This is a genomic window from Amycolatopsis echigonensis (genome assembly GCF_002846615.1).
GTDB lineage: Bacteria > Actinomycetota > Actinomycetes > Mycobacteriales > Pseudonocardiaceae > Amycolatopsis > Amycolatopsis echigonensis.
On the sequence record NZ_PJMY01000003.1, the window covers coordinates 5,915,539 to 5,940,384 of the forward strand.

At 69.8% G+C, this 24,846-nt stretch carries 22 protein-coding genes; 15 read left to right on the forward strand and 7 right to left on the reverse strand.

Going from position 1 to position 24,846, the window contains the following annotated elements; genetic code table 11:
• The first annotated feature begins 2 nt into the window (after positions 1-2).
• From ATK30_RS33145 to ATK30_RS33185, 9 genes are read left to right on the forward strand one after another with little or no spacing between them, the layout of a single operon-like run.
• On the forward strand, positions 3-1,562 hold the full coding sequence (locus ATK30_RS33145; protein WP_101438730.1) for a hypothetical protein: 1,560 nt from the start codon (positions 3-5) through the stop codon (positions 1,560-1,562).
• Complete coding sequence (locus ATK30_RS33150) at positions 1,549-3,015, forward strand: class I adenylate-forming enzyme family protein (RefSeq protein WP_101438731.1); 1,467 nt, start codon at positions 1,549-1,551, stop codon at positions 3,013-3,015. The genes ATK30_RS33145 and ATK30_RS33150 overlap by 14 nt, the downstream gene beginning before the upstream one ends.
• 11 nt (positions 3,016-3,026) lie before the next feature.
• Positions 3,027-3,635 carry a hypothetical protein gene (locus ATK30_RS33155; protein ID WP_101438732.1) on the forward strand — a complete coding sequence of 203 codons (609 nt, stop codon included), beginning with the start codon at positions 3,027-3,029 and terminating at the stop codon, positions 3,633-3,635.
• On the forward strand, positions 3,632-5,356 hold the full coding sequence (locus ATK30_RS33160; protein ID WP_101438733.1) for a pyruvate, phosphate dikinase: 1,725 nt from the start codon (positions 3,632-3,634) through the stop codon (positions 5,354-5,356). The genes ATK30_RS33155 and ATK30_RS33160 overlap by 4 nt, the downstream gene beginning before the upstream one ends.
• Positions 5,353-5,865 carry an acetyl-CoA carboxylase biotin carboxyl carrier protein gene (locus ATK30_RS33165; protein WP_101438734.1) on the forward strand — a complete coding sequence of 171 codons (513 nt, stop codon included), beginning with the start codon at positions 5,353-5,355 and terminating at the stop codon, positions 5,863-5,865. Before ATK30_RS33160 ends, ATK30_RS33165 begins: the two co-directional genes overlap by 4 nt.
• Complete coding sequence (locus tag ATK30_RS33170; RefSeq protein ID WP_101438735.1) at positions 5,858-7,228, forward strand: acetyl-CoA carboxylase biotin carboxylase subunit; 1,371 nt, start codon at positions 5,858-5,860, stop codon at positions 7,226-7,228. The genes ATK30_RS33165 and ATK30_RS33170 overlap by 8 nt, the downstream gene beginning before the upstream one ends.
• Positions 7,225-8,724, forward strand: coding sequence for a carboxyltransferase (locus ATK30_RS33175; RefSeq protein WP_101438736.1), 1,500 nt, complete (start codon positions 7,225-7,227; stop codon positions 8,722-8,724). Before ATK30_RS33170 ends, ATK30_RS33175 begins: the two co-directional genes overlap by 4 nt.
• The gene (locus tag ATK30_RS33180) at positions 8,724-9,137 is read left to right on the forward strand and encodes an OB-fold domain-containing protein (RefSeq protein WP_101438737.1); all 414 of its coding nucleotides are present in this window, start codon (positions 8,724-8,726) and stop codon (positions 9,135-9,137) included. Before ATK30_RS33175 ends, ATK30_RS33180 begins: the two co-directional genes overlap by 1 nt.
• Positions 9,134-10,270, forward strand: coding sequence for a thiolase family protein (locus ATK30_RS33185; RefSeq protein ID WP_101438738.1), 1,137 nt, complete (start codon positions 9,134-9,136; stop codon positions 10,268-10,270). Before ATK30_RS33180 ends, ATK30_RS33185 begins: the two co-directional genes overlap by 4 nt.
• 669 nt (positions 10,271-10,939) lie before the next feature.
• Here ATK30_RS33185 and ATK30_RS33190 read toward each other — a convergent pair.
• From ATK30_RS33190 to ATK30_RS33210, 5 genes are read right to left on the reverse strand one after another with little or no spacing between them, the layout of a single operon-like run.
• Positions 10,940-11,713, reverse strand: coding sequence for an enoyl-CoA hydratase-related protein (locus tag ATK30_RS33190; protein ID WP_101438739.1), 774 nt, complete (start codon positions 11,711-11,713; stop codon positions 10,940-10,942).
• Positions 11,710-12,555 (reverse strand): SDR family oxidoreductase, encoded by an 846-nt coding sequence (locus ATK30_RS33195; protein WP_101438740.1) that lies wholly within the window; start codon positions 12,553-12,555, stop codon positions 11,710-11,712. Before ATK30_RS33195 ends, ATK30_RS33190 begins: the two co-directional genes overlap by 4 nt.
• A 23-nt stretch (positions 12,556-12,578) precedes the next feature.
• A complete protein-coding gene (locus ATK30_RS33200) occupies positions 12,579-14,126 on the reverse strand; it encodes an acyl-CoA synthetase (RefSeq protein ID WP_101438741.1) in 1,548 nt (515 codons plus the stop codon).
• Positions 14,127-14,181: 55 nt separating this feature from the next.
• Positions 14,182-14,946, reverse strand: coding sequence for an SDR family NAD(P)-dependent oxidoreductase (locus ATK30_RS33205; protein WP_101438742.1), 765 nt, complete (start codon positions 14,944-14,946; stop codon positions 14,182-14,184).
• A 23-nt stretch (positions 14,947-14,969) separates the two neighbouring features.
• Positions 14,970-15,995 (reverse strand): phosphotransferase family protein, encoded by a 1,026-nt coding sequence (locus tag ATK30_RS33210; protein ID WP_101438743.1) that lies wholly within the window; start codon positions 15,993-15,995, stop codon positions 14,970-14,972.
• 106 nt (positions 15,996-16,101) lie between these two features.
• Here ATK30_RS33210 and ATK30_RS33215 point away from each other — a divergent pair, with 106 nt between their 5' ends.
• Positions 16,102-16,941, forward strand: coding sequence for a TetR family transcriptional regulator (locus ATK30_RS33215; protein WP_244194801.1), 840 nt, complete (start codon positions 16,102-16,104; stop codon positions 16,939-16,941).
• A 67-nt stretch (positions 16,942-17,008) separates the two neighbouring features.
• Entirely contained in the window at positions 17,009-18,232 is a 1,224-nt protein-coding gene (locus tag ATK30_RS33220; RefSeq protein WP_208637706.1) for an acyl-CoA dehydrogenase family protein, read from the forward strand.
• Between the two features lie 306 nt (positions 18,233-18,538).
• On the opposite strand, the gene ATK30_RS33225 is transcribed toward ATK30_RS33220, so the two are convergent.
• Positions 18,539-19,381 carry an aldehyde dehydrogenase family protein gene (locus tag ATK30_RS33225; RefSeq protein ID WP_208637468.1) on the reverse strand — a complete coding sequence of 281 codons (843 nt, stop codon included), beginning with the start codon at positions 19,379-19,381 and terminating at the stop codon, positions 18,539-18,541.
• Positions 19,382-19,445: 64 nt separating this feature from the next.
• Here ATK30_RS33225 and ATK30_RS33230 point away from each other — a divergent pair, with 64 nt between their 5' ends.
• From ATK30_RS33230 to ATK30_RS33245, 4 genes are all read left to right on the forward strand, one after another.
• The gene (locus tag ATK30_RS33230; RefSeq protein WP_101441196.1) at positions 19,446-20,198 is read left to right on the forward strand and encodes an SDR family oxidoreductase; all 753 of its coding nucleotides are present in this window, start codon (positions 19,446-19,448) and stop codon (positions 20,196-20,198) included.
• Positions 20,195-20,968 carry an SDR family oxidoreductase gene (locus ATK30_RS33235; RefSeq protein WP_101438746.1) on the forward strand — a complete coding sequence of 258 codons (774 nt, stop codon included), beginning with the start codon at positions 20,195-20,197 and terminating at the stop codon, positions 20,966-20,968. The genes ATK30_RS33230 and ATK30_RS33235 overlap by 4 nt, the downstream gene beginning before the upstream one ends.
• A 54-nt stretch (positions 20,969-21,022) precedes the next feature.
• The gene (locus ATK30_RS33240; protein ID WP_101438747.1) at positions 21,023-22,339 is read left to right on the forward strand and encodes an MFS transporter; all 1,317 of its coding nucleotides are present in this window, start codon (positions 21,023-21,025) and stop codon (positions 22,337-22,339) included.
• Between the two features lie 197 nt (positions 22,340-22,536).
• Positions 22,537-23,511, forward strand: a complete 975-nt coding sequence (locus ATK30_RS33245) for a chitinase (protein ID WP_183127871.1) — start codon at positions 22,537-22,539, stop codon at positions 23,509-23,511.
• 671 nt (positions 23,512-24,182) lie between these two features.
• Here ATK30_RS33245 and ATK30_RS33250 read toward each other — a convergent pair.
• Complete coding sequence (locus ATK30_RS33250; protein ID WP_101438748.1) at positions 24,183-24,734, reverse strand: GrpB family protein; 552 nt, start codon at positions 24,732-24,734, stop codon at positions 24,183-24,185.
• Positions 24,735-24,846 lie beyond the last annotated feature (112 nt).

Consider the following 24,846-nt stretch of genomic DNA (forward strand, 5'->3'; position numbering starts at 1 on the left):
CGATGACCGAGCTGAACTACCGGTCCCTGCTGGAGACCAACAGCTACCTGCGGAACCTCTCCGACACCACGTACTGGCTGTGCATCACGCGCACCGTGCAGGAGTCGAAGCTGTTCCCGATGAATCCGTACATGCTGCTGAGCTACCTGAACTCGTTCTACCGCCTGCCGACGCTGCTGCGCGAGATCGACGCGGCGACCCCGGCGGAGGAGCTCGGCGACCGCGCCCGCGAGGTCAGCCTCAAAGTGGACACTGTCAACGCGGCGTGGGGGATGCCCGCCTTCTATCTCATCGGCCGGGAAATGCTGATGAACTGGGGGCTGCTGCGCGCGGGCGACGCGGTCGAGGACGTGGTGGACGTACTCGACTTCTCGCGCCGGTTCAACCTGGCGTACCACCGCAACGACGGGCACGCCACCAACAAGGAGTTCGGCGACCGCAGCCAATTCCTGCCCGAGCGGACGCTGCAGGTGTTCGAAGCGGATCTGCACGGCGTGCGACCCGGCGACCGGCTGCACACCGCGGCCACCAAGCTCGTCGCGCAGCTGTCGCAGTACGCGTTCCTGGCCCACTGCGAATGCCGGATCGGGCTGCACAACAGCGGCCCGTACAACTTCGGCGAGAACCGGCAGCTGATCGTGCGCGACTTCTTCGAGCTGACCGAGGGCGACTATCCGTGGCTGGACGGCATCGCGACCCGGCTGCCGTTCGCCAACCTGACGATCCCGATCGTCTTCTCCGACACCAACTTCCACCTCATGGACGACTGGGCGTCGTTCGAAGCCGAGCCGAGCTACGACGTGGCGAACATCGCGGCGGTCGGACTGTACACATCGGACGCTTTGTCCGACGGGTACGTGCCGGTCGGCATGGACAGCGCCGAGACGCTCGCCGAAACCATGGAGCAGTACCGCGAGATCCTCAACGAGGCCACCGCGGATCTGTGGAAGCGGATCGCCACCTGGACCCGCGAGCAGATGATCGACGCCGGCGCGCTCGTGTATTCCTCGGTGGCCAAGGACTTCGCGCATCTGGCCGGCACCTACCGCCAGGAGGACTGGCTGTCCCTGGACGACCGCGTGCAGCGGTTCAAGCCGCTGATGAACGACGAATACGGCCGGGACAACCTGGGCGAAATGGTAGGGCTGCTGGGATTCCCGCACCAGAAGACCAACGAGTACGGCATGGCCCGCTATTCCGGGCTGAACCAGAACATGCTCACCGGGATCCCGTACTCGGTGCTCACCGACGACGACTTCGCGCCCACCGCGGGCGACCGCCTGTCGGGATCCAGCAGCCTGCCCGCGAAGAACGGGCTGTGGACGACCACGGCGGGCCGGATCGACCTCGACGAGTACAACCGCCGGGCCCGCGGCTTCACCCCGGCCGTCTTGGACGGCGCGCATCGGTACCGCGATGAGGAATGGGTCAAATGGCACCACGGGTCGCCGGAAGCCGACGAGCTGTACCGCCTGGCACAGCGGGGATCGCGCACTCTCGAAGGCCGTGGCTCGAGCCTGCGCCGGGCGGACCTGCACGGAGCCGGCGATGCAGATCGGTGACCTGATCCGCCGGGCGGGCCGCCAGTACGGCGACGCGCCGGCGTTGATCGACGGCGAGCGCGTCGTGAGCTTCGCCGAATTCGACGAGTTGACCGATCGCCTCGGCAACGCGCTGCTCGCGCGCGGACTGGAGCCGGGGGACCGGGTGGCGGTGCTGCTGCCCAACGGCATCGACGGTGTGGTCGCGTACTACGCGCTGGCCAAGTCCGGGCTCGTGCGGGTTCCGCTCAATGCCAGGGAAACCGCGCGCGAGCTGGCGTTCAAGATCGAGGATTCCCAAGCCAGGGCGCTGATCCACGCCGGGGAAGCGCCCGCGCCGACGGAAATCGCGATCACCGCGGAAGAACTGCCTGGCCTGATCGAGTCGGCTCCGGCCGAACCCTGCGACGTGCGCCGCGAGCCGGACGAGCCGCTGCGGCTGGCCTACACCGGCGGGACCACCGGGAAGCCCAAGGCCGTCGTGCTGACCACCGCGAGCGAGCTGGCCGAGGTGGCGAACTTCCTGGTGGACCTGCTGCCGAACCTGCACCCGGGGTCGGTCATGCTGCACGCGGCGCCGATCACGCACGGCAGCGGCGCCTTCTTCCTGCCGCATCTGGTGAAGGGCGCGGCCAACGTAGTGCTGCCGAAGTTCTCGCCCGCCGCGTTCCTCGAAGCCGCGTGCGAATACCGGGCCACTGCGACGTTCATGGTGCCGACCATGATCGCGATGCTGCTGGAGGATCCGGCGACGGCGAACGCCGACCTCGCGCTGGAACGCATCTGCTACGGCGGCGCGCCGATCGCCACCACGGTGCTCAGCCGCGGCATCCAGCTCCTCGGGCCGGTCTTCGCGCAGCTCTACGGTCAGGCCGAAGCGCCGCTGGCGATCACGTGCCTGCAGCCGTGGGAGCACACCCCGGAACGCCTGACCGCCGCGGGAAAGCCTTACACCTTCGTCGAGGTGCAGGTGCGCGACACCGACGGAAAGGTGCTCGGCCCCGGTGAGGTGGGCGAAGTGCTGACCAGGGGACCGCACACGATGAGCCGGTACTGGCGTCGCCCGGAGGCCACCGCCGCGACGATCGAGGCGGACGGCTGGCTGCACACCGGCGACATCGGGCGCTGGGACGACGAGGGCTACCTGCACCTGCTCGACCGGCGGCACGACGTGATCATCAGCGGCGGGTTCAACGTCTACCCCCGCGAGGTCGAGGACGCGCTGCTCGCCCATCCCGCGGTCGCCGCGGCCGCGGTCGTCGGCCTGCCGGACGAGAAGTGGGGCGAGCGCGTGGCCGCCGCGGTCGTCACCCGGTCCGCCGTCGGGTCCGATGAGCTCGTCGCGTTCTGCGCGGACCGCCTCGCCGGCTTCAAACGGCCCCGCACGGTCGAGATCTGGCCTGAGCTGCCCACCAGCCCCGTCGGCAAGTCGCTGCGCCGCGAGGTGCGCGACCGGATGACGGCACGATCCTGAAAGGACTGTCCATGTTGGACACATACGAGCTGGCCGTGCACACGCTGACCCTGCGTCAGCTCGGCACAGCCGAACAGCTCGCCGACATCAACGGCCTCGCGGTCGCGGACGTCGAAGCCGCGCTCGAGAAAGCCGTCTCCGAAGGGGCGGTGCTCGCCGCACGCGGGAGCTTCATGATCACGCCGGCCGGGCGAGCGTTCCTGGACGGCGTGTACCCGTCGGCGTTCGCCGCGCTGCGGGCGGACGACGCGGTGACCGAGGCGATGGACGCCTTCGAAACCGGGGTGAACAAGCAGATCCTGAGCCTCACCACGGACTGGCAGACGGTGGAGGTCGACGGCGACCGGGTGCCCAACGACCACGGGGACGCCGGCTACGACGCCAAGATCGTCGGCAAGCTGGGCCGGGTGCACGAGAAGACGGCCAAGGTCCTGCGGCCGCTCAGCGCGGCGGACCCCTTGGTAGAGCGTTTCCTCGACCGGATCGGCACGGCGCTGACCCGGGCCGAGGGCGGCGAGACCGACTACGTCAGCGGAGTCCGCGTGGATTCGGTGCACACGGTGTGGTTCCAGCTGCACGAGCACCTCCTGCGGCTGACCGGACGGGAGCGGCCGGAATGACCGCGACGACGGGATTGCGCTGGCTGGTCGTCCCGCGGGCGGGCATGCCGGAGCCGAGCCGCGACCTGGTCGGCGGCAAAGCGTGGAGCCTGTGGCGGATGCGCTCGCTGGGGCTGCGGGTGCCGCCCGCGTTCGTGGTGACCACCGAGGCGTGCGCGGCGTACTTCGCCGGTGACGGGCTGCCCGACGGCCTCGCCGACGAGCTGACCACCGGGATCCGTTTGCTGGAAAGGGAACTCGGCCGGACGTTCGGCGGGGGCGAACGTCCGCTGCTGGTGTCGGTGCGGTCCGGGGCCGCGGTCAGCATGCCCGGGATGATGGACACCATCCTCGACCTCGGGTGCAACGACACGGTCGAAGCGGCGCTCGCCGCCGAGACCGGTGACCCCGCGTTCGCCGCTGAGGTGCACCGGCGGTTCACCGGCTTCTACGGCCGGCTGGTGCTGGGCTGCACCGAAGAACTCGAGGATCTGCCCGACACGGGCGCGGTGCGCGCGGCTATTGCGGACGACATCGGCGAGCCGGTGCCGGTGGACCCGTGGGAGCAGTTGCACGCCGCCGTCGCCGCGGTGTTCCGGTCGAGCCGGTCCCGCCGCGCGGTCGCGTATCGGAAGCACTACGGCATCCCGGAGGATCTCGGCACCGCGGTCACGGTCCAGGCGATGGTGTTCGGCAACCTCGACGACGATTCGGGTACCGGGGTGCTGTTCACTCGCAGCCCGGTCGACGGCGCGCGGGAACCGTATGGCGAGTACCTGCCGCGCGGCCAGGGGGAGGACGTCGTGTCCGGCCGGGTCACCCCGAAACCCTTGGCGTATCTGGCGGAGCGCTGGCCGCGGGTGCACGCGGAACTGCTCGCCGCGGCGGAATGCCTCGACCGCGAGGGAAGGGACGCGCAGGACATCGAGTTCACCGTGCAGAACGGCGAATTGTTCCTGCTGCAGGCACGTCCGGCCAAGCGCACCGCCCGCGCGGCAGTGCGGATCGCGGTCGAGCTGGTCGACGAGGGCGTACTCGAACCGGAAGAGGCCGTGCGACGGGTGACCGCCGAGCAGGTGCGGACCCTGCTCCGGCCGGAAATCGCACCCGGCGCGGCCGAGACGGCCGAGGCGGTGGCACGGGGCGTCGGTGCGAGCCCGGGCGTGGCCACGGGCGTCGTCGTGGACACGCCTGAAGCGGCGCAGGCGAACCCGGGTTGCGTGCTGGTGCGGAAATCGACCAGTCCGGACGACGTGCACGGCATGATCGCGGCCGCGGCCGTCGTGACCGAGCAGGGCGGGGCGACGTCGCATGCCGCCGTGGTCAGCCGGGCGCTCGACACGCCGTGCGTCGTCGGCTGCGGCGCGGGAACAGTGGATGCGCTTGTCGGCCGCACCGTCACGGTGGACGCGACCTGCGGTGTCGTCTATGCCGGCGAACTGCCGACGCAGGCCGTCGACGAGAGCGAGGACGAGGACCTGCGACGGCTCACGCAATGGGCGCAGCGAGCGACGACGCTGACCGCGAGCACCACCGCCGCCGGTGCGGTGTTCGACGCCGACAGCGTGGCGGCCGGGGACGTCCCGGAAATCCCGTCCGGCACGAAAACCGTGTGCGGCGCGGTGTTCTGCACCCCGGAAGGTGTGCGCGCGGCGCTGGACGCGGGCGTCGAGGAGATCGTGACGCCGCATCGCCTGCCGGTGCTGCTCGCCGCGATTGCCCAGCAGAGGAGCGTTTCATGACCATTTCCGAGCGCGTCACTCACCGGGAAGTCCGGGAGATCCTGCGGTCGTTCCAGGAGTCCGGGTGGACCGCCATGACGCTCGAACTCGACGACATGCGGATCACCGCGGGCAAGGAAGGGCCACCGGCCGCGCCGGCCCGGCCCGCCCCGCCGCCCGCCGAGGCATCCGCATCCGCCGCGGCTTCGGCGGACGCCGAGCCGGCACCTGATCCCGTGCCTTCTCCTGCGTCGGCGGTGCCGGAACCGGTGGACCGGACAGGCTGCGTCGAGGTCCGTTCGCCCGCGGTGGGCGCGTTCTGGGTCGCCCCGAGCCCGGGCGAGCCGCCGTTCGTCGAGCCAGGGCAACCGGTGACGGCGAACCAGCAGCTGGCGATCGTCGAAGTCATGAAGCTCATGAACCCGGTCGTCGCCCCGCGATCCGGCGTCGTGGTCGAAGTCTGCGCCGAGAACGCCGGACTGGTCGAGTACGACCAGCTGCTCTTCGTGATCAGGCCGGACGATGACTAGCGTGCGCCGGGTCCTGATCGCGAACCGGGGCGAGATCGCGGTCCGGGTCGTGCGCGCGTGCCGGAAGCTCGGGATCGGATCGGTGGTCGCGACGTCCACTGTGGACCGCGGCGGGATGGCCGCGCGGCTCGCCGACCGCGCGGTGTGCGTCGGGCCCGGCCCGGCGACGGAGAGCTACCTGAAGACCGACGCGGTCCTCAGCGCGGCGGTGGGCGCGGGTTGTGACGCGGTCCATCCCGGATACGGGTTTCTCTCCGAGAATCCCGAGTTCGCGGCGGCTTGCGTCGCGCAGGGGCTGACGTTCATCGGCCCTCGGCCGGAAGCGGTCGCGCAGGCGGGCGACAAGGCGCGAGCCAGGGAGCTGGCCCGCTCGGCGGGAATCCCGGTGCTGTCCGGTTCGCCGGTCCTGGAGTCCGCGGCGGACGCTGTCCGCGCCGCGGGCGAACTCGGGTACCCGGTGCTGCTCAAGGCCGCGGCCGGCGGCGGCGGGCGGGGCATGTCGGTGATCGAGACCGAGGCGGAACTGCGAGACCGGTGGCCGTCGGCGAAAGCCGAGGCGCAATCGGCCTTCGGCGACGGCCGGCTCTATGTCGAACGGTTCATCCGCAACGCGCGCCACATCGAGGTCCAGGTGCTCGGCGACAAGCACGGGAGTGTGCTGCACCTCGGCGAGCGCGACTGCACGCTGCAGCGCCGCCATCAGAAGGTGGTCGAGGAAGCACCGGCGCCGAACCTGCCGGAGGAGATCCGACAGGACATCCGCGGCAGCGGCGTCCGCTTCGCCGAGGCGCTCGGCCTGGACAGCGCCGGCACCGTCGAGTTCATCTACGACGCCGACACCCGCGACTACGCCTTCCTCGAGTTCAACGCCCGCATCCAGGTCGAGCACCCGGTCACCGAGCTGGTGACCGGGGTGGACCTGGTCGCCGAGCAGATCCGCGTCGCGGCCGGAGAGCGCCTGAAACTCGCCCAGGACGACATCCGGCTCGTCGGGCACGCCATCGAGGTCCGCATCACCACCGAGGACCCGGCCCGCGGATTCCTCCCCCGCCCGGGCACCGTCGCCGAGTGGCGCGCCCCGGACGGAGAAGGCATCCGCGTCGACAGCCACTGCGAAACCGGGTATGTGGTCACGCCGTTCTACGACTCGCTGCTGGCCAAGATCATCGCGCACGGCCCGGACCGGGACGCGGCGGCGGACCGGATGGTGGCCGCGCTCGGCGCCCTGCGGGTCACCGGCGTCCCGACGACGGCGGAGTTCGCCCGCGCCGCACTCGACCACCCCGACTTCCGGGCCGCGACCGTCACCACCGACTGGATCGCCACACGCGGTCTGCCCGACTACCTGGAGAAGAGCGCATGAGCTACTTGGACTGCGCCCCGCGGGGCGCCGATGGAACCCGTCGCCGGATCGAGATCGTGGACCAGACCCTGCGGGACGGTCCGCAAAGCTGGTGGGGGATGCGGCTGCGCAAGGACATGGGCCTGCCCATGGCCGCCGAGCTCGACCGCACCGGGTTCCACACCATCGATCTCGTGGGCAGCTCGATCTTCGAAGTCCTGGTGCGGCACTGCAAAGAGGACCCGTGGGAGCAGCTCATCTCGCTGTCGAAAGCCATGCCGCGGACGACCGTGCGCGCGGGCACCCGCAGCAACGGCATCGTCACGTTCGGCCTGACGGCGGACAGCGTGATGGACCTGTGGGTGCAACGGCTGTGTGCGCACGGCATCGGCAGCTTCTGGATTTACGACGGGCTGTTCAACACCGACAAGATCGGCAGGCTCGTCAAGACGGTGCAAGCCGAAGGGGCGCAGGCACTTCCGTGCATCCTCTACGCCGACAGCCCGTACCACACGGACGAGTACTACGCGGCGCGCACGCGAGAACTCGTCGCGCTCGGGGCCGACGGCATCGAACTCGAGGACGCGGCCGGGTTGCTCACGCCACAACGCACGCGGACCTTGGTCGCGGCGATCAAGGGCGCGGCCGGTGAGCTGCCCGTCGAAATCCACTTTCACAGCAACAACGCGCTCGCCCCGCTGAACTACCTCGAGGGCCTGCTCGCCGGGGCCGACCGGGTGCACACCGCGAGCAGGCCGCTCGCGGCGGGAGTGTCCTTGCCCTCCACCGAGAACACGGTCGCCAACCTGCGCTACGCCGGGTTCGACGTGGACCTCGACGAGTCGCGGTTCGGTCCGGTGGAAGAGCATCTGCTGCGGGTCGCCGAGTACGAGGATCTTCCGGTCGGGCAACCTGCGGAGTACTCGCTTTTCCAGTACCGGCACCAGCTGCCGGGCGGCATGGCGGGCACGTTCAAGGCACAGCTGCGGGACCGCGGGATGGCGGAGCGCTTCGAGGAAGTGCTCGACGAGATGTCCCGAGTGCGCGAAGAACTCGGCTACCCCGTGATGGCGACACCGTTTTCCCAGCTCGTCGGCACCCAGGCGGTGCTGAACGTAGTGACCGGGTCCCGGTATTCGGTCGTCCCGGACGAGGTGATGATCTACGCGCACGGTTTCTACGGCAAGCCCGTCGCCCCGATCGACGAGAACGTGCTCGACACCATCATGAGCTCGCCGAAGGCGGCGAGCTACGAGAACTGGGAACCGCCGCAGCCGAGCCTGCCCGAGCTGCGCGAGCGGTTCGGCCGGTCGATCAGCGACGACGAGCTGATCCTGCGGCTGCTGGTCCCGGAGAACGATATCGACGTCATGCGTGCCACCCCGCGGCGGGACCGGGACTTCTCCCCGACGGGCAGCCAGGTCCGGTTCATCCGCGAGCTGGTGGAGACGTCGGTAGGGGCCTATCTCCACATTGAAGCGGGCGACTTCTCCCTGACTCTGGAGGGAGACCACTGATGACGGACCTGGGCGTGGGACGGCCGACGAAACGGCGGTCCGGGGCGGCGGCCGGAGGGTTGCCCGTCGCCGACCCGAGGCCGGTGTTCGACGGTACCGCGGTCCTGGGCGTGCGGTGCGCTGCTTGCCGGTACCCCTCGGCGCAGCACGAGATCCCGTGGTGCCCGGTGTGCCAGGGGGAAGTGACACCCGAGCGCTTCGCGCCGACGGGCGCCGTGTGGTCCGCCACCGTCGTCGCGATTCCAGTCGGTGTTCGCCGGGCCCCGTTCGGCCTGGCTTACCTCGATCTCGACGACGGGCCGCGGGTGCTCGTCCACCTCGCGGAGCTGGCCGCGGTGCCGCCGGGTACGCGAGCGCGGATCACCGGGACTGACGGCGGCGACCTGGTGGCCGCGCAGGAGGTGCGCTCGTGAACCAGCCGATGCTGTGGGGCGTGGGCACTTCGGACTACGGCCGGTTCCCCGACCGGCGGGTGGAAAGCCTGGCCTGGGACGCGATCGCCGAGGCGGTACGGGACGCGGAGGTCAGGCCGGGCCAGATCGAGGCGATCGTGGTCGGCTCCGTATTCGGCCCGCCCGGCGTCGCCACGCGTGTGCAGCGCGGAATCGGGCTGCCTGGAATTCCGATGTGGACCGTCGAGAACGCGTGTGCCAGCGGGACAAGCGCGTACCACGAAGCCGTCGAAGCGGTCCGGGCCGGGCGGTTCGGGTGCGTGCTCGTCCTCGGGGTGGACCAGATGTCCACGCTGTTCTCCGGTGCGATCGTGCCCGAGGCGAGCGACCCGGAGGGCGCGGCATCGCTGCCGTTGCCCGGGCTCTATGCCCTGCAGGCGCAGCGTTACGTCGCGGAGTTCGGTGTGACGCCGGAGCAGCTGGCGGCGATCGCGGTGAAGAACAAGGCCAACGGGATGGACAATCCGCGCGCGCAGCTGCGGTCCTCGGCGCCGACCGTCGCCGAGGTGCTGGAATCGCGGATGATCGCCGAACCTCTGACGTTCCTGCAGTGCTGCCCGACCTCTGACGGCGCCGGGGCGGCGATTGTCGGCGGTGCGCGCGGGAACCCCCGCGACCTGCGGGTCGAGGCGAGTGCGATGGTCTCGGGCGCGCTGTGGGACCACCGGAGCCCCGACGTATGGGGGTTCGCCAGCGTGGCGCGGGCCGCGGAACAGGCGTTCGCGCAAGCGGGCCGCTCGCCGGAGGAAGTCGATGTGCTCGAAGTGCACGACGCGTTCACCATCGGCGAGATCGTCACGCTGGAGGCGCTCGGCCTCGCACCGCGGGGAAAGGGCGCGGAACTCGCGCCGTCCGGCCACACGGCGCGGAACGGAGCGCAGCCGGTCAACCCGAGCGGCGGCCTGCTCTCGCGCGGCCACCCGCTCGGTGCGACCGGAATGGCGCAACTGGCCGAGATCGCGTGGCAGTTGCGCGGGGACGCCGGTGACCGGCAGGTGGCCCGGCACCGAGTGGGGCTGGTCGAGACGATGGGCGGGGGAGCCGCGGGCATGGACGGGAACGCTTGTGTCGTAACGATTCTTTCGGCGGAGTGACGGAGGCGGCGGCGGGCGGCGCGCTCGACCGGATCCGGGCGGCCCGGAAACAGGAACCGGGGCAGGAGCTGGTTCGGTCCGAGCAGGAATCGTCCGGGCCTGCTCTTCGCTCAGGCCATTGAACCGGAGGCTGTCGGGGCCTGCCCGCTCGTGCGAGCGAAGGCGGTGCGCACGAGTTGCGTATTGGTAGGGAACAACAGTACGGCACCTGCGTGGACTAGCGCCTGGACTCGGCCGCCGTCGCACGCTCGGCCTGGAAGCCCGCGCTCGGCGATCACGCGCGTCATCTGGCACCGGTCGCGCGACGGGAAGAATTCCGCGGTGCCGAAGGATGATTCTGGTTGACGCAACGTGCTTGCTGATCCTAGCCTCGCAGGCGAACGCACAGCACGATCGCATGAGACGCGAGGCGCGAGCATCGATCTGATCCGGTCGGGCGATCGCTCTCGGGCGGCCCGCGAATCCGACGACACGCCGCTTGCCTGCCCGGCGCGCACCCCAAGTGGCATCTCGACTGCGAGCACCCCCGCTCGGCCATTCCAGGCTTTACGACCTCGCGCGCGGGCCGGAAGTGAGCGGGCGCGAATTTCCTGCGGGACACGGATGTGCCTGAGGGCCGCCGTCTTGCGGTGGCGTCGAGCGGCAGCAACGCAGCGTGTCCTAGCCCGGCTAGTTCGAGGGAAATTCGGGCGTGCGCTTCTCCGCGAACGCAGCCACGCCTTCACGGCCGTCCGGGGAAGCCGCCCGTGCGCGGATCGACAGAGTTTCCCGGCGCAGCAGCGTTTCGGCCGCTGGAGCAGCCGCCTCCCGGAGCAGTCGCTTGGTTGCGACCTGTGCCGCCCTCGAGCCCGCAGCGAGTTGTCGGACGACCTGTTCCGCCGCCGCCGCGAGTTCGTCGTCCGGGTGGACCTGGGCGACCAGCCCGAAGGCGTGGGCTTGCTCCGCGGTCAGCACCGGATTCAGGAGTGCGAGGTGCAGCGCGCGGTGGAGCCCGAGCGAAGCTGTGAGCAGCGAGGTCCCGCCGTCGGGAGTGAAGCCGAGTTTGGTGTAGGCCAGGGTGAATCGGGCTGACGCTCCGGCGAGGACCAGGTCGGCGGCCGCCGCGAGTGCCAGGCCGGCGCCGGCGGCGGCGCCGTGCACGACCGAGACGACCACGGCGTCCATCCGGTGCAGTTCGCTGATCGTGCGATGCAGGGCTTCCGCCAGGTCGTCAATGGCCTGTTCGACGTCGTCGGCGCTCGCGAATGCGGACACGTCGCCGCCGACGCTGAAGGCGCGACCTTCCGCGGCGAGGACGACGACCCGGGCGTCGTCGTGCCGGGCTTGCCGGACCGCGGTGGCCAGTTCGTCCACAATGGCCTGGCTGAGCGGGTTGCCCCGGCTGCTGTCGGTCAAGCGGATCCAGGCGGCGCCGTCGCGGCAGGTGTACGACACGAGGCTCATTGGCCGTCTCCGATCGGGTCGAGGAAGAGGTCGGCGTCGAGTGGCTGGCCGCTTTCGCCGGCGCGGTAGCGAGCGAGGTCGGTGACGCCTTCTTCGCGGAGGACGTCCTCGTCGATGAAGAAGTTTCCGGTGCAATCGGTGCTGTCTCGGACGAGGATCGCGTGCGCGGCGTCGGCGACGATCTCAGGGGTGCGGGCTCGGGAAACGCCGTGCTCTCCGCCGAGCAGGTTCGCTACTGCGGCGGTGGCGATCGTGGTGCGCGGCCAGAGCGAGTTGGCGGCGATGCGTTGCTCGCGCAGCTCCTCGGCGAGTCCGAGGGTCACCAGGCTCATCCCGTACTTGGCCATCGTGTAGGCCAGGTAGCTGCCTGCCCATTGCGGACGAAGGTCCAGCGGCGGGGAAAGGGTGAGGATGTGCGCGCGGTCGCTCTTGGCCAGATGTGGGATGGCGAGCTTGCTGAGCAGAAACGTCCCGCGGGCGTTGATGCTCTGCATGAGATCGTAGCTCTTCATCGTGATGTCCGCGGTGCTGCGCAGGTCCAGCGCGCTGGCGTTGTTGACGACGATGTCGATGCCGCCGAAGCGATCCACCGCGGTCCGGACGGCGCGCTCGGCGTCCTCGTCCCGCCGTACGTCCCCGACCACTGCCACCGCCTGCCCGCCGGCGTGTTCGATGTCGGCGACCGCGGTGTGCACGGTGCCGGGGAGGCGAGGGTGCGGCTGGTCGGTTTTGGCGAGGATCACGACGTTGGCCCCGTCGCGCGCGGCGCGCACCGCGATCGCGAGGCCGATTCCGCGGCTCCCGCCGGACATGAGCAGGGTGCGGCCCTGGAGGGTGGTCATGGTGGTCGTCCTCCGACGAGGGGTCAGCGGGCAGCGGCCCGGTAGCGGTCCCGGAGCGGGCCCTTGACGAGTTTTCCGGTGGGGGTGCGGGGCAGGCTGTCGACGAAGTCGACGGTCCGCGGGGTTTTGAACGCGGCGAGCCGGGAACGGACGTGTGCGATGAGTTCCGCCTCGAGCTCCGGGCTCCCGGCCTTTCCTTCTGCGAGCTGGACGACCGCCTTCACTTGCTCGCCCATCTCCGGGTCGGGCACGCCGACGACAGCGACGTCCGCGACTGCCGGGTGCATGGTGAGGGCGTCCTCGATCTCCTGCGGGTAGATGTTGACCCCGCCGGAGATGATCATGAACGCCTTGCGGTCGGTGAGATGGAGGAAGCCCGCGTCGTCGACGTAGCCGAGATCGCCGACAGTGGTCCAGTTCGCGTGCTGGGGGTGCTGGGCGGTGCGGGTTTTCTCCGGATCGTTGTGGTATTCGAAGGGGCATTCGTCGCGTTCGAAGTACACCGTTCCGACGGTTCCCGTCGGGACTTCGTGACCTTCCTCGTCGCAGATGCGGAGGATGCCGAGGATCGGCCGGCCAACCGACCCGGGGTGGGCGGCCCATTCGTCCGGACTGATCCAGGTCATTCCGGCGACTTCGGTCGACGAGTAGTACTCGTGCAGGATCGGGCCCCACCACTCGAGCATCTGCTGCTTGGCCTCCGGCGGGCAGGGCGCGGCGGCGTGCACGGCGATCTTCATGCTCGAGAGGTCGTAACGACGACAGACCTCGAACGGGAGCTTGAGCAACCGCACGAACATCGTCGGCACCCATTGGCTGTGGGTCACGCGATATTTTTCGATCGCGGCCAGCGCCGCTTGCGCGTCGAACTTCTCCATCACGACGACGGTGCCGCCGAGTGCTTGCACAGTGGCGCACAGCCGCAGCGGCGCGGCATGGTACAGCGGCGCGGGGGACAGGAACACCGTTTCGGCGTCCAGCCCGATCCGGTCGCCGAACACCGCGACCATGCTGTCGCCCGGTTCGCCGACCTGCCGATCGGGCAGCGGAGGCCGGATTCCCTTCGGCCGGCCGGTCGTGCCCGACGAGTAGAGCATGTCGCCGCCGCGCGGCTGGTCGGCGAGCGGCGTGCCGGGCGCCGACGCGATTTCGGCGGCGTAGTCGAGCCAGCCGTCCTCGCCGTTCGGCGGACTGCCGAACGCCACCGCGTAGCGGACCGTGTCGCGGGCGACGAGCCCGGTCGCGGCGTCGGCCGTGCCCGGCCCGAGGAAAAGGGCCTGGGCGCCACTGTCTTCCAGGATGTAGCGAAGTTCGTCAGGACTGGCGAATTTGTTGATCGCCGTGACGTACAGCCCGGAACGCTGGGCGGCCCAGTACACTTCGAAGACGCGCGGATCGTTTCCGGACAACAGCGCGATTACGTCTCCGCGTCGAAAGCCCTCGGCCCGCAGCCGGTGTGCGAGCCGGCGAGAATTCCGTTCCAGCTCGCCGAAAGTGAGCCGTTCCCCGCTGCCGGCCATGATGACAGCTGCTCTGTCCGGATCGGTTTCCGCGTAAGTTCCGGGATACATCGGTACTCCTGTGGATTCTTCCTTGAATTGCCGGGAGCGGGCGGTGCCGGAGGGATCAGCGCGGGGCCATCCGGATCGCGCCGTCGAGCCGGATGACCTCGCCGTTCAGCATCGGGTTGGCGACGATGTGCCGGACCAGCGAAGCGTATTCCCGGGGATCGCCCAGCCGGCTGGGATGCGGCACCTGGGCGCCGAGCGAGACCCGTGCTTCCTCGGGAAGGGTGGCCATCAGCGGGGTGTCGAAAAGGCCGGGTGCGACGGTGACGACCCGGATCCGGTGCTGCGCCAGGTCCCGGGCGACCGGCAGGGTCATCCCCGCGATCCCGCCCTTGCTGGACGAGTAGGCGGCTTGCCCGACCTGGCCGTCGAATGCCGCGACGCTCGCGGTGTTGACGACGACTCCGCGTTCCTCGCCTTCCGGGTCCGCGTGCAGCATGCGTTCCGCGCCGAGCCGCAGGACGTTGAACGAGCCGACCAAGTTGACGTCGACGATCTTCCGGTAAGCGGCCAGCGGCGCGGCCTTGCCCTCTTTGGTCAGCACCCGCGCCGGGGTGCCGATGCCAGCGCAGTTCACGACCACGCGGACGGGGCCGAGAGCTTCCGCGGCGTCGAACGCGGCCGACACCGCGACCTCGTCGGTGACGTCGGCCGCGGCGAACACCGCCGATCCGCCGAACGCGGCGGCGACCTGTTCGCCGTCGCTGGTCGGCAAGTCCAGCAGCACGACCTGTGCGCCTGCGTCAGCCAGTTCGCGGGCGGTGGCGAGGCCGAGCCCGCTCGCGCCGCCGGTGACGACAGCGGATGCGCCAGTGATGTCCATGGATGTCCTTTGCGTTCTTCCGGTCAGGAGCCGAGTGCGGAGTGGCCGCGTTCGACGAGTGCGGGCACCAGCGCGCCGAGTCGTTCGAACCCGTCGCCGACAGTGAGGCCCTGAATGCTGCGGTAGTGGATGCCTTCGAAGATCGCGGCGATCTTGTAGAAAGCGAATCCGAGGTACCACGGCAGAGCAGACAGGTCGTGGTCGCTGCGGCGTGCGTAGGCGTCGATCAGGAACTGCCCGTCGGGGAAGCCGGGCGTTTCCCCAGGCACGGCGGCGACGGGGCTGTCCAGGCCGTTCATGCCGTCCCACCACACCACCGCGGAGGCGAGGTCGGTCAGCGGGTCGCCGAGGGTGGCCATTTCCCAGTCGAGGACGGCCGTCACGCTCCCGGTCCCGGGGTCGACGACGAGGTTGTCCAACCGGTAGTCACCGTGCACGATCGCTGCCGGGCCGCTGTGCGGAATCCGGCGGCCGAGCCGCTCGCCCAATGCGGTCAGCCGGGGCAGGTCCCGGCTGTGCGACGCGGCTAGCTGGCGTGCCCAACGGCGCAGCTGGCGTTCGAGATAACCGTCCGGCCGTCCGAGGTCGGCCAGCCCGACGGCGGCGGGATCGGTCCGGTGCAGGCGGACCAGAACCTCGACGAGGGAGTCCGCCAGCTGCGCGGCCGCACCGGGTTCGAAAGCTTCCAGCTGCGCACGTTCGCGCAGGATGTCGCCGTCGGCGAAGGCCATGACGTAGAACGGGGACCCCAGCACCTCCGGCCCGCCTCGGACGACCGGTTCGGGCACCGGCACCTCGCTCGGGTGCAGTGCATTGAGGACCCGGAACTCGCGGTCCATGTCGTGCGCGGTGGCGAGGACATGCCCCAGCGGCGGGCGGCGCAGCACCCACCGGCCCGAGCCGTCGGTCAGCAGATAGGTCAGATTCGACCGGCCTCCCGACACGAGCTGGGCCCGGAGCGGCCCGGTGAGAAGCCCGGGCACCGCCCTCGCGAGGAATTCCTCGAGCGCGGACACGGACACCCCTGGCGGGCTGACTTCAGTCGGCATGCGGCCAATCCTTCAATCCCGAGCGGTCGAACGGTAAAACTGAACACGTTGTCGAGTACGATCCCCGAGCAGTGCTTCACTGTCAAGCGGCGAGAGGGCGAATGCGGTGGCAACACGGGGGATCTCGGCCGAGGACCACGACGCGCGGCGGGAGCTGGGTGCCCGGCTGCGCGCCGCTCGGACCGCGGCAGGGCTCACGTTGCGCGAGGCGGCCAAAGCGCTCGGCGTCAGCGCCGGGACGTGGAGCGCGGTGGAGAACGGGCGCACGAAGGTCGACGACGTCCGGCTCGGCAAAGCGGCGGAGCTTCTGGGCGTCGACGAGGCGCGGCTGCGGGGCGTCCCGGTCCTCGCTGAGGGAGGATGGCGCGAGTTCCCGCCGTTGCGGCTGGATCCGCCGCTGGCCGGTGCGCTCGAAGCGTTCGTCGAGCTCGGTTATCACGGGGCGACCATCCGCGACATCGCCGCGCGCGCCAGCCTGTCCGTGCCCGGCGTCTACCATCACTGGCCGACGAAGCAGGATCTCCTTGTCGCCCTCTTGGACCTGACGATGGACGACCTGCTCAGCAGGGCCCGGGCGGCGCGAGCGGAAGCGGACGGACCCGTCGACCGGTTCACCCGCCTTGTCGAATGCCTGGCGCTTTACCACACCCACCGGCGTGAACTCGGCTTCATCGGCGCCAGCGAGATGCGCAGCCTGGAGGAGCCGAACCGGATCCGCATCGCGGCCGTCCGCCAGGAGATGCAGCACATGGTCGACGACGAGGTGGTCGAGGGTTGCCGGCGAGGGCTGATGGCCACGCCGTTGCCGAAGGAGGCGGCCCGCGCGGTGGTCACGCTGTGCACCGCCCTGCCGCAATGGTGGTCGCCGAAGGGTCCGTCGTCGCCGGAAACGGTCGCCCGCCAGTATGTCGGCTTCGCGTTGGACGTCGTCCGCTGCGTCCGTTGACACTCGGCCGACTTGACCGTACGGTCGGACCGACCAATTGCTCGGTAATGTTCAGAGGAGTGCTGTGCTGGACTACGATCTTCCCGCCCCGTCCGCTCGCGCTCGCGAACTGCACGAGCGGATGACGGTGTTCATGCGGGAGCGAGTGCTCCCCGCCGAAGCCGAGTACGTCGCCTGCCGCCGTGCCGCCGGACCGGACGACCACACCGTGCCGCCGGTCGTCGAGGAACTGAAACGGCAGGCGAAAGCCCAGGATCTCTGGAATCTGTTCCTGCCCGCCGCATCGGGCCTCACCCAGCTGGAGTACGCGCCGATCGCGGAGCTGTCCGGCTGGAGCCTGGACCTCGCGCCCGAGGCGATCAACGGGCAAGCCCCGGACACCGGCAACATGGAACTGCTGCATCTGCTGGGCAGCGCCGAGCAGAAGCAGCAGTGGCTCGCCCCGCTGCTGGCCGGCGAGATCCGCTCCGCTTTCGCGATGACCGAACCGGAGGTCGCCAGCAGCGACGCCACGAACATCGCCACCCGGATCGAGCGCGACGGCGACACCTACGTGATCAACGGCCGCAAGTGGTGGACCAGCGGGGCGATGGACCCGCGATGCGCCGTCTTCATCGTGATGGGCAAGACCGATCCCGCGGCGGCCGCCCACCGGCAGCAGACAATGGTGCTCGTCCCGCGCGATACGCCCGGGATCACCGTCGTGCGCGACTATCCCGTGCTCGGCCACCATGATCAGCACGGTCACGCCGAGGTGCGCTTCACTGACGTACGGGTGCCGGTGGAGAACGTGATCGGCGAAGAGGGCGGCGGATTCGCCGCGGCACAGGCCCGGCTCGGGCCCGGGCGCATCCACCACTGCATGCGCGCGCTCGGGGCGGCCGAACGAGCCCTCGCGCTGATGGTCGAGCGAGCGAAGGGGCGGGTCGCGTTCGGCGGGCCGCTGGCGGACCAAGGCGTCGTGCGGCAGCAGATCGCCGAATCGCGGCTGGAGATCGACCAGGCTCGGCTGTTGTGCCAGCGCGCCAGCCACGTCATCGACGTAGCTGGCAACAAAGCCGCGCGCGACCTGGTCGCGATGGCGAAGGTCGCGGTGCCGCGCGCGTCGACCCGCGTGATCGACCGCGCGATTCAGCTGCACGGCGGAGCCGGGGTCACGGACGTGACGCCGTTGGCCGCAATGTATGCCTGGCATCGGGCGATGCGTCTGTTCGACGGACCGGACGAGGTGCACCTGCGCTCGATCGCCAAGGCGGAACTCAGGCGCGACCCGGTGTTGCCGCCGGCCTGACCGGGATCATGAGATCGAGCCCCGAATCGCAGGCATCGCCGGGCGATTCGCCCAGGTGCGCAAGGGCCGCAGGAACGCCGCGACGCCAGCAGCGCGGAGCACGCGGTCACCACGGCGCGCCCGCTCGTGGATGATCAACCCGGAACTGCTCGGTCCGCACTGCCTCGTCGACCTCTTCACCGACGACGCGTTGCTCGGCAGTCGCTGGGCTCGAGGCTGCGTTTTTCCTCGACTCCGGCGAACCTCAGCTCGACGCGACGAGTGCGGTAGTCGCCCGCACAGCTCCGGCAGGCCGGGACCGGCGTCTCACCCGGTCCGGCGGTGGATCGATTTGTAGCTGACGTACTGTGCCAGACCCTCGACTCCGTACTCCACGCCGATGCCCGAGTCGTGCCTGCCGCCGAAGGGCGCGTTGTGGTTGGAACCGAAGAAGTTCACGTCGACCGACCCGGTGTCCATCCGGTTCGCGACCGCTTGTGCCGCCGCCGGGTCGGCCGAGAAGACCACTCCGCCGAGTCCGTAGGCGGTGTCGTTGGCGAGTGCGACCGCCTCGTCGACGTTGTCGTACCGCAGGACGCACACCACCGGGCCGAAGATCTCCTCCCGGGCGATGCGCATGTCCGGCGTGACATCGGCGAAAACAGTGGGTTCTATGAACCAGCCCCGGTCGGTGGCGAGCGGGTGGCCGCCGGTCGTGGCGCGGGCTCCTTCGTCGTGGGCGGAGACGAGGTACTCGCGGACTGTTTCGTACTGGGCGCGCGAGGCCATCGGCCCGAAGACCGTCTGTTCGTCGAACGGGTCGCCTTGCGGGGCCGAAGAAACGGTGCGCGTCACCACGTCGAGCACCTCGGCGTAGCGCGACGACGGCGCGAGGATGCGGGTGGCGAGGTAACAGGTCTGGCCGGTGTTGCGCAGGCAGGTGCGGATCAGGACCGAGGCCAGCTGGTCGAGGTCGGCGTCTTCGAGCACCACCGCCGAGGACTTGCCGCCTAGTTCCAGGGTGACCGGGCGCAGCCGTTCGCCGCAGGCGGCGGCGATGCGGCGGCCGACCGGGGCGACTTCCAGTGGACACGCAGGGTTTGGGCATTGGTAACCCGCGGTGTTGTGACGGCCGCTGCAGCGGCTTGAGGTTGCGTGGCGAGGTATCACCGATATTCTCTGCTAAGCGGTCGCTTAGCAGTGGCTGTCCAGCGGCGGACAAGGAGACGGTGTGGTGGAGTCGTTCAAGGACCGGGTTGCCCTGGTCACAGGGGCCAGCCGGGGGATCGGGCTGGCCATCGCGAAGGGGCTCGTCGAGCGCGGGGCGAAGGTGTGCATCACGGCGCGCAAGCCGGAACCGCTCGCGGAGGCCGTCGAGCAGCTCGGCGGTCCGGACGTCGCGATCGCGGTGCCCGGCAAGGCCGACGACGCCGCGCACCAGCAGGAGGCGGTCGCCGCCGCGGTCGAGAAGTTCGGCAGTCTCGACATGCTGGTCAACAACACCGGCATCAACCCGGTTTTCGGTCCGATGGTGGATATCGACCCGGCCGCCGCGAGCAAGATCTTCGCGGTGAACGTGGTCGCGCCGCTGTCGTGGATCCGCGCCGCGCGCGACGCGTGGATGGGCGAGCACGGCGGGGCGGTCGTCAACGTCGCCTCGATCGCGGGCATCCGCACCTCGCCGGGCATCGGCATGTACGGCGTCAGCAAGGCCGCGCTGATCCGGCTCACCCAGGAACTCGGGGCCGAGCTCGGTCCGAAGATCCGGGTGAACGCGGTGGCTCCGGCGGTGGTCAAAACGCAGTTCGCGACCGCGCTTTACGAGGGGCGCGAGGAAGAAGTCGCGGCGGCGTATCCGATGAAGCGGCTCGGTGTGCCGGAGGACATCGCGGGCGCGGTGGCGTTCCTGTTGTCCGGCGAAGCGGGCTGGATGACCGGGCAGACAGTCGTTCTCGACGGCGGCGTGACGCTCGGCGGCGGTCTGTGAGCGCCGGGGTCGTCATCACGGGCGGTGGCGGCGGAATTGGGGCGGCGCTGGCGCGGCGATTCGCTGCGGACGGGGCTCGCGTCGTCGTCGCGGACCTCGACGGCGACCGTGCTGCCGAAGTCGCGGCGGAGGTGGGCGGTACGTCGTTCGCCGGTGACGTGGCAAGCGAGTCCGGGGTGGCTGACCTGATCAACGCCGCCCGCGAAACGCTCGGCGAGATCGACGTTTTCTGTGCCAACGCCGGGGTCGCGCCGTTCGGTGACGCCCGTGCGGACGAGGATGCGTGGTCGCTGGCGTGGGACGTGAACGTGATGGCGCACGTCCGCGCGGCGCGGTTGCTGCTGCCGGCGTGGCTGGAGCGCGGCGAGGGCCGGTTTGTCGCGACGGTGTCCGCAGCCGGTGTGCTCACCAGCCTCGGCTCTGCTCCGTATTCGGTGACCAAACACGGCGCGCTGGCGTTCGCGGAATGGCTGTCCGCCACCTACCGGCACCGCGGGATCACCGTCCAGGCGATCTGCCCGCAGGGCGTGCGCACCGCGATGCTGGAGGAAACCGGCGAACGCGGAAAACTGCTGATGGGCGCGTCCGCGATCGACCCGCCGCAGGTGGCCGACGCGCTGTTCGTCGCGATGGCGGAGAACCGGTTCCTGGTGCTGCCGCACCCCGAGGTCGCCGACTTCTATGCGCTGCGCGCCACCGAAACCGATCGCTGGCTCGGCGGGATGAACAAGCTGCAGCGGAAAATGGAGGAGCTGCCCGGCGACGCGTGACCCGATATTCTCCCCGGGGCGGCACGGGGCCGCAGGGGAGAACAGGGAGCCGGAATGACCGCACCCGCGCGGGCCGACATGTCGCGCATCGCCACCGCCAGTCTCATTGGCACGGCCATCGAGTTCTACGATTTCTACATTTACGGGACCGCGGCGGCGCTGGTGTTCGGGAAGGTGTTTTTCCCGACGTTCTCCTCGGCCGCCGGGGTGCTGGCCTCGCTCGGCACGTTCGCGGTGGGGTTCGTCGCGCGTCCGGTCGGGGCGATCCTTTTCGGACACTGGGGCGACCGGATCGGCCGCAAGTCCATGCTGGTCACGTCCTTGCTGGTGATGGGACTGTCCACAGTGGCCGTCGGGCTGGTGCCGGACTACGGCACGCTCGGCATCTGGTCGCCGATCCTGCTGGTGGTGCTGCGTTTCGTGCAGGGCATCGGCCTCGGCGGCGAATGGGGCGGCGCGGTGCTGATGTCGACGGAGTACGCGCCGCCGGGCAAACGCGGGCTGTACTCGGCTTTCCCGCAGCTCGGCCCGGCGATCGGCTTCGTGCTGGGCAATCTGCTGTTCCTGCTGCTGGACGCCGTGCTCCCGCCCGCCGAGTTTCTGTCCTGGGGCTGGCGGCTGCCGTTCCTGTTCTCCGCGGTGCTGCTGGCGGTCGGGTTCTACATCCGGATCAAGATCGCCGAGACGCCGGTTTTCCAGGCCGCGTTGGACAAAGCCGAACAGGTGAAAGTCCCGCTGTTTGAACTGCTGCGGAAACAACCGCGGGTTTTGGTGCTGTCGACGTTGTCGTTCGTGCTCGCGCACGCGCTTTTCTATACCGTCACGACATTCTGTCTTTCGATGGCGACGACCACGCTCGGCATCCCGCGCACGACTGTCCTGATCAGCCTGCTCATCGCGGCCACCGTGATGGGTGTCGCGACGCTCGTGTTCGCGATGAAATCCGACCGATGGGGCCGTCGGCGGCTGAGCGCGGCGGCCGCGGTTTCCGTTGTGGTGTGGGCGTTTCCGCTGTTCACTTTGCTGCGGACGGGGAACCCGGTGCTGCTGACGCTCGGCTTCGTCGGCGGCCTGGCGTGCTTCGCGATGCTGTACGGGCCGATGGGCGCGTTTCTGCCCGAGCTGTTCCGGGTGCGGTACCGGTATTCCGGCGCGTCGATCGCGTACAGCGTCGCCGGGGTGATCGGCGGCGGGATCGTGCCGTTGATCTCGACCGATCTGTGGGCGTCGACCGGTTCGACGGTTCCGGTTTCGCTCGTGCTGGTCGCGCTCGGGGTGCTCAGCTTCCTGTGCGTGCTGGCCTTGCCGGAGACCCGCGACCACGACTTCTCCGACGGACTCGGCGAGGGGGCCGCCGCCGGCCGCTCCTGACTTTCGGCCTCGCCCGGCCGGGGGAAAACGGGCCGGGCGCGCCCTTTCCGGTCCGGTGCGCCGTTCGGGCAGTGGCTCTTGACACGCTGATTTGGTCTAGTCCACTGTGTGACGGCACCCTTCCGGGTGCACTCCTCCCGGGTTGATCCCGCCGCCTCAAACCGGAGGTGTTCCGTGGTGCTCGTGGGAGGAACACGATGAAATCAGTGCGTCGGCTGGCCGCGCTCGCGGCGGCGGCAGGGGCGGCTCTCGCGACCGCGGCCGGGGTGGCCACGGCCGCGCCCGGTCCGCGGCTCGCGGCCGCTCCGGACCCGGTGCTCGCTTCGCCGTATCTGTACCAGTGGGCGGGGCAGACCAGTGCGTCGGCGGCGATGTCCGCGACCGGGATCAAGACGTTCACGCTCGCGTTCATGCTGTCGGACGGTTCGTGCACCCCGAAGTGGGACGGCGACCGTTCGCTGACCGGCTCGGACCAAACCCTGATCAAGAGCATCCGCGACGCGGGCGGCGACGTCATCCCGTCCTTCGGCGGCTGGTCCGGCACGAAACTCGGCGCGAAATGCTCGTCGGCTTCCGCGCTGGCGGGGGCGTACCAGAAGGTGATCGACGCGTACGGCCTCAAGGCGATCGACCTCGACATCGAGAACACCGACGAGTTCGAGAACGCGACTGTGCAGGACCGGATCCTGAACGCGGTCAAGATCACCAAGCAGAAGAACCCCGGGGTGCGCGTCGTGATTACGATGGGGACCGAAACGTCCGGCCCGAACGACTGGGGCAAGCGGCTGATCAAGCAGGCGAAAGCGATCGGCGCACCGGTGGACGTGTGGTCGGTGATGCCGTTCGACTTCTCCAGCGGCGGCGACATGGCAGGCAAGACGAAGTCCGCGGTGGACGGTCTCGTGGGACAGCTGAAGTCGACGTTCGGCTGGGACAGCGCCACGGCGTACCGGCACGCGGGCCTGTCGTCGATGAACGGCAAGACCGACAATCCCGGCGAGGTCGTGTCGGTGGCCGACTTCACCGCGATCCGCGACTACGCCGCCAGCCACCACCTCGCCCGCTTCACCTTCTGGGCGACCAACCGGGACTGCTCGGGCGGCGGCGAGTGCAGCGGAATCTCGCAGCCGAAGTACGCGTTCACGAAGATCGTGGCGGGGTATCACGGCTGATCGGGCCGGGGCTCGAGTCCGGGCCTGAGCTTGGCGACGAGGCCGCCGTTCCGAGGGGTGCGGCCTCGTCGCCACCTCGCGGGTTGGGCGGCAGAGGAGCCAGCGGCGGATTCTGGCACGGCCGGTTGGTGACCTGGGGGAGTTTGCTTTGCGGTCTGACAGGGACGACCGTGTTGCGTTCTGGGCGAGGGGGCTGCGCCGTGGTGGATCTTTTGGGCGCGGAAAGTGCCCGGCCAGCAGCCGGGATGCGCCTTGGCCTATTGAGGGCTGTGGCCGGGTTCAGGGCGGGATCTGGGTGGCGATCGGTCCGTGTGGGGCCGGGAGCGGGCGGGGTGGTCTGGCCGAGCTTTGGTCGGTCGAGGGCGGTGGCCGGGTTCAGGGCGGGGTCTGGGGCGCGGTCAGTCTGAGTGGGCCTGAGTGAACGGTGGGGTGTGGCCGAGAGCCTTGGTCGGTTGAGGGGTGTGGTGGTTGCGGGCGGCTTGGGTGAGCCGGGCACGGTCGCACGGTGGGGGAGCGACCGCGCCAGGTTGTGGAGGCGAAATCCGTCCTGGCGATGGCGGACAGCCCCTCAACCGACAGCCCCTCAACCGACAGCCCCTCAACGGCCAGCCCCGACCGCCCAGCCCCTCAACGGCCAGCCCCTCAGCCGACAGCCCTGACCGCCCTGCCCCTCAGCCGCCCAGGACCCGCCGTACGAACTCCGTTTTTCCCGCCGTGTACTCCTCCCGATCCGTGACCTCCCCAGCCAGCCGCCGCTTCACCTCGGCGTACTCCTCAGCCAACCCAGGATCCGCCCGCAGTGCGTTCCGGAATTTCAGCTGTGCCCGCCACCTCGGATGTCCCTCCGGCAGCAGATGCAGATGCGCCACCCGCCGCCGACCCGCCGCGTCTGGGAGCACGAAGAACCGTCGCCACGGCGCCGCAACGTCCAGTACCGGCGGCACGAAACACCACCCCTCAGCGGAAAGCACCGGTACCACCGCCGAAACCGTCTCCGCCGACAGATCCCGCATCGGGGCCATCACGTCGAGCACCGGTTTGGCCGCCAACCCGGGGACCGCTGTCGAGCCGACATGCTCGACCCGCCCAGGCGCGAGCCACAGTGCGAGCAGCCGCGAGAGTTTCGCGCACAATGCGGAACCCCGCGACGCCCACGCCGGATCCGGGGGATGGATTTCCGGTGGCTCATAAGCCCAAGCCGGAGCGTCGGGCAGATCAGCCATAGCGCAGCCTCCGAAACAACGGCCGCGCGTGCCGGAAAATCGGTGAAGCCGGGGTCTCGTCCATGCCAACCACGCTAACCCCGGCCACCGACAAAAACCTCAGCCAAAAACC

Bases quoted from the DNA above. Each gene is read 5' to 3' on its own strand.
- ATK30_RS33245 (WP_183127871.1), top strand. From the start codon at position 22,537: ATGAAATCAGTGCGTCGGCTGGCCGCGCTCGCGGCGGCGGCAGGGGCG.
- ATK30_RS33175 (WP_101438736.1), top strand. From the start codon at position 7,225: ATGAGCTACTTGGACTGCGCCCCGCGGGGCGCCGATGGAACCCGTCGC.
- ATK30_RS33150 (WP_101438731.1), top strand. From the start codon at position 1,549: ATGCAGATCGGTGACCTGATCCGCCGGGCGGGCCGCCAGTACGGCGAC.
- ATK30_RS33155 (WP_101438732.1), top strand. From the start codon at position 3,027: ATGTTGGACACATACGAGCTGGCCGTGCACACGCTGACCCTGCGTCAG.
- ATK30_RS33200 (WP_101438741.1), bottom strand. From the start codon at position 14,126: ATGTATCCCGGAACTTACGCGGAAACCGATCCGGACAGAGCAGCTGTC.
- ATK30_RS33195 (WP_101438740.1), bottom strand. From the start codon at position 12,555: ATGACCACCCTCCAGGGCCGCACCCTGCTCATGTCCGGCGGGAGCCGC.
- ATK30_RS33210 (WP_101438743.1), bottom strand. From the start codon at position 15,995: ATGCCGACTGAAGTCAGCCCGCCAGGGGTGTCCGTGTCCGCGCTCGAG.
- ATK30_RS33145 (WP_101438730.1), top strand. From the start codon at position 3: ATGACCGAGCTGAACTACCGGTCCCTGCTGGAGACCAACAGCTACCTG.
- ATK30_RS33165 (WP_101438734.1), top strand. From the start codon at position 5,353: ATGACCATTTCCGAGCGCGTCACTCACCGGGAAGTCCGGGAGATCCTG.
- ATK30_RS33250 (WP_101438748.1), bottom strand. From the start codon at position 24,734: ATGGCTGATCTGCCCGACGCTCCGGCTTGGGCTTATGAGCCACCGGAA.
- ATK30_RS33240 (WP_101438747.1), top strand. From the start codon at position 21,023: ATGACCGCACCCGCGCGGGCCGACATGTCGCGCATCGCCACCGCCAGT.
- ATK30_RS33205 (WP_101438742.1), bottom strand. From the start codon at position 14,946: ATGGACATCACTGGCGCATCCGCTGTCGTCACCGGCGGCGCGAGCGGG.
- ATK30_RS33190 (WP_101438739.1), bottom strand. From the start codon at position 11,713: ATGAGCCTCGTGTCGTACACCTGCCGCGACGGCGCCGCCTGGATCCGC.
- ATK30_RS33180 (WP_101438737.1), top strand. From the start codon at position 8,724: ATGACGGACCTGGGCGTGGGACGGCCGACGAAACGGCGGTCCGGGGCG.
- ATK30_RS33170 (WP_101438735.1), top strand. From the start codon at position 5,858: ATGACTAGCGTGCGCCGGGTCCTGATCGCGAACCGGGGCGAGATCGCG.
- ATK30_RS33160 (WP_101438733.1), top strand. From the start codon at position 3,632: ATGACCGCGACGACGGGATTGCGCTGGCTGGTCGTCCCGCGGGCGGGC.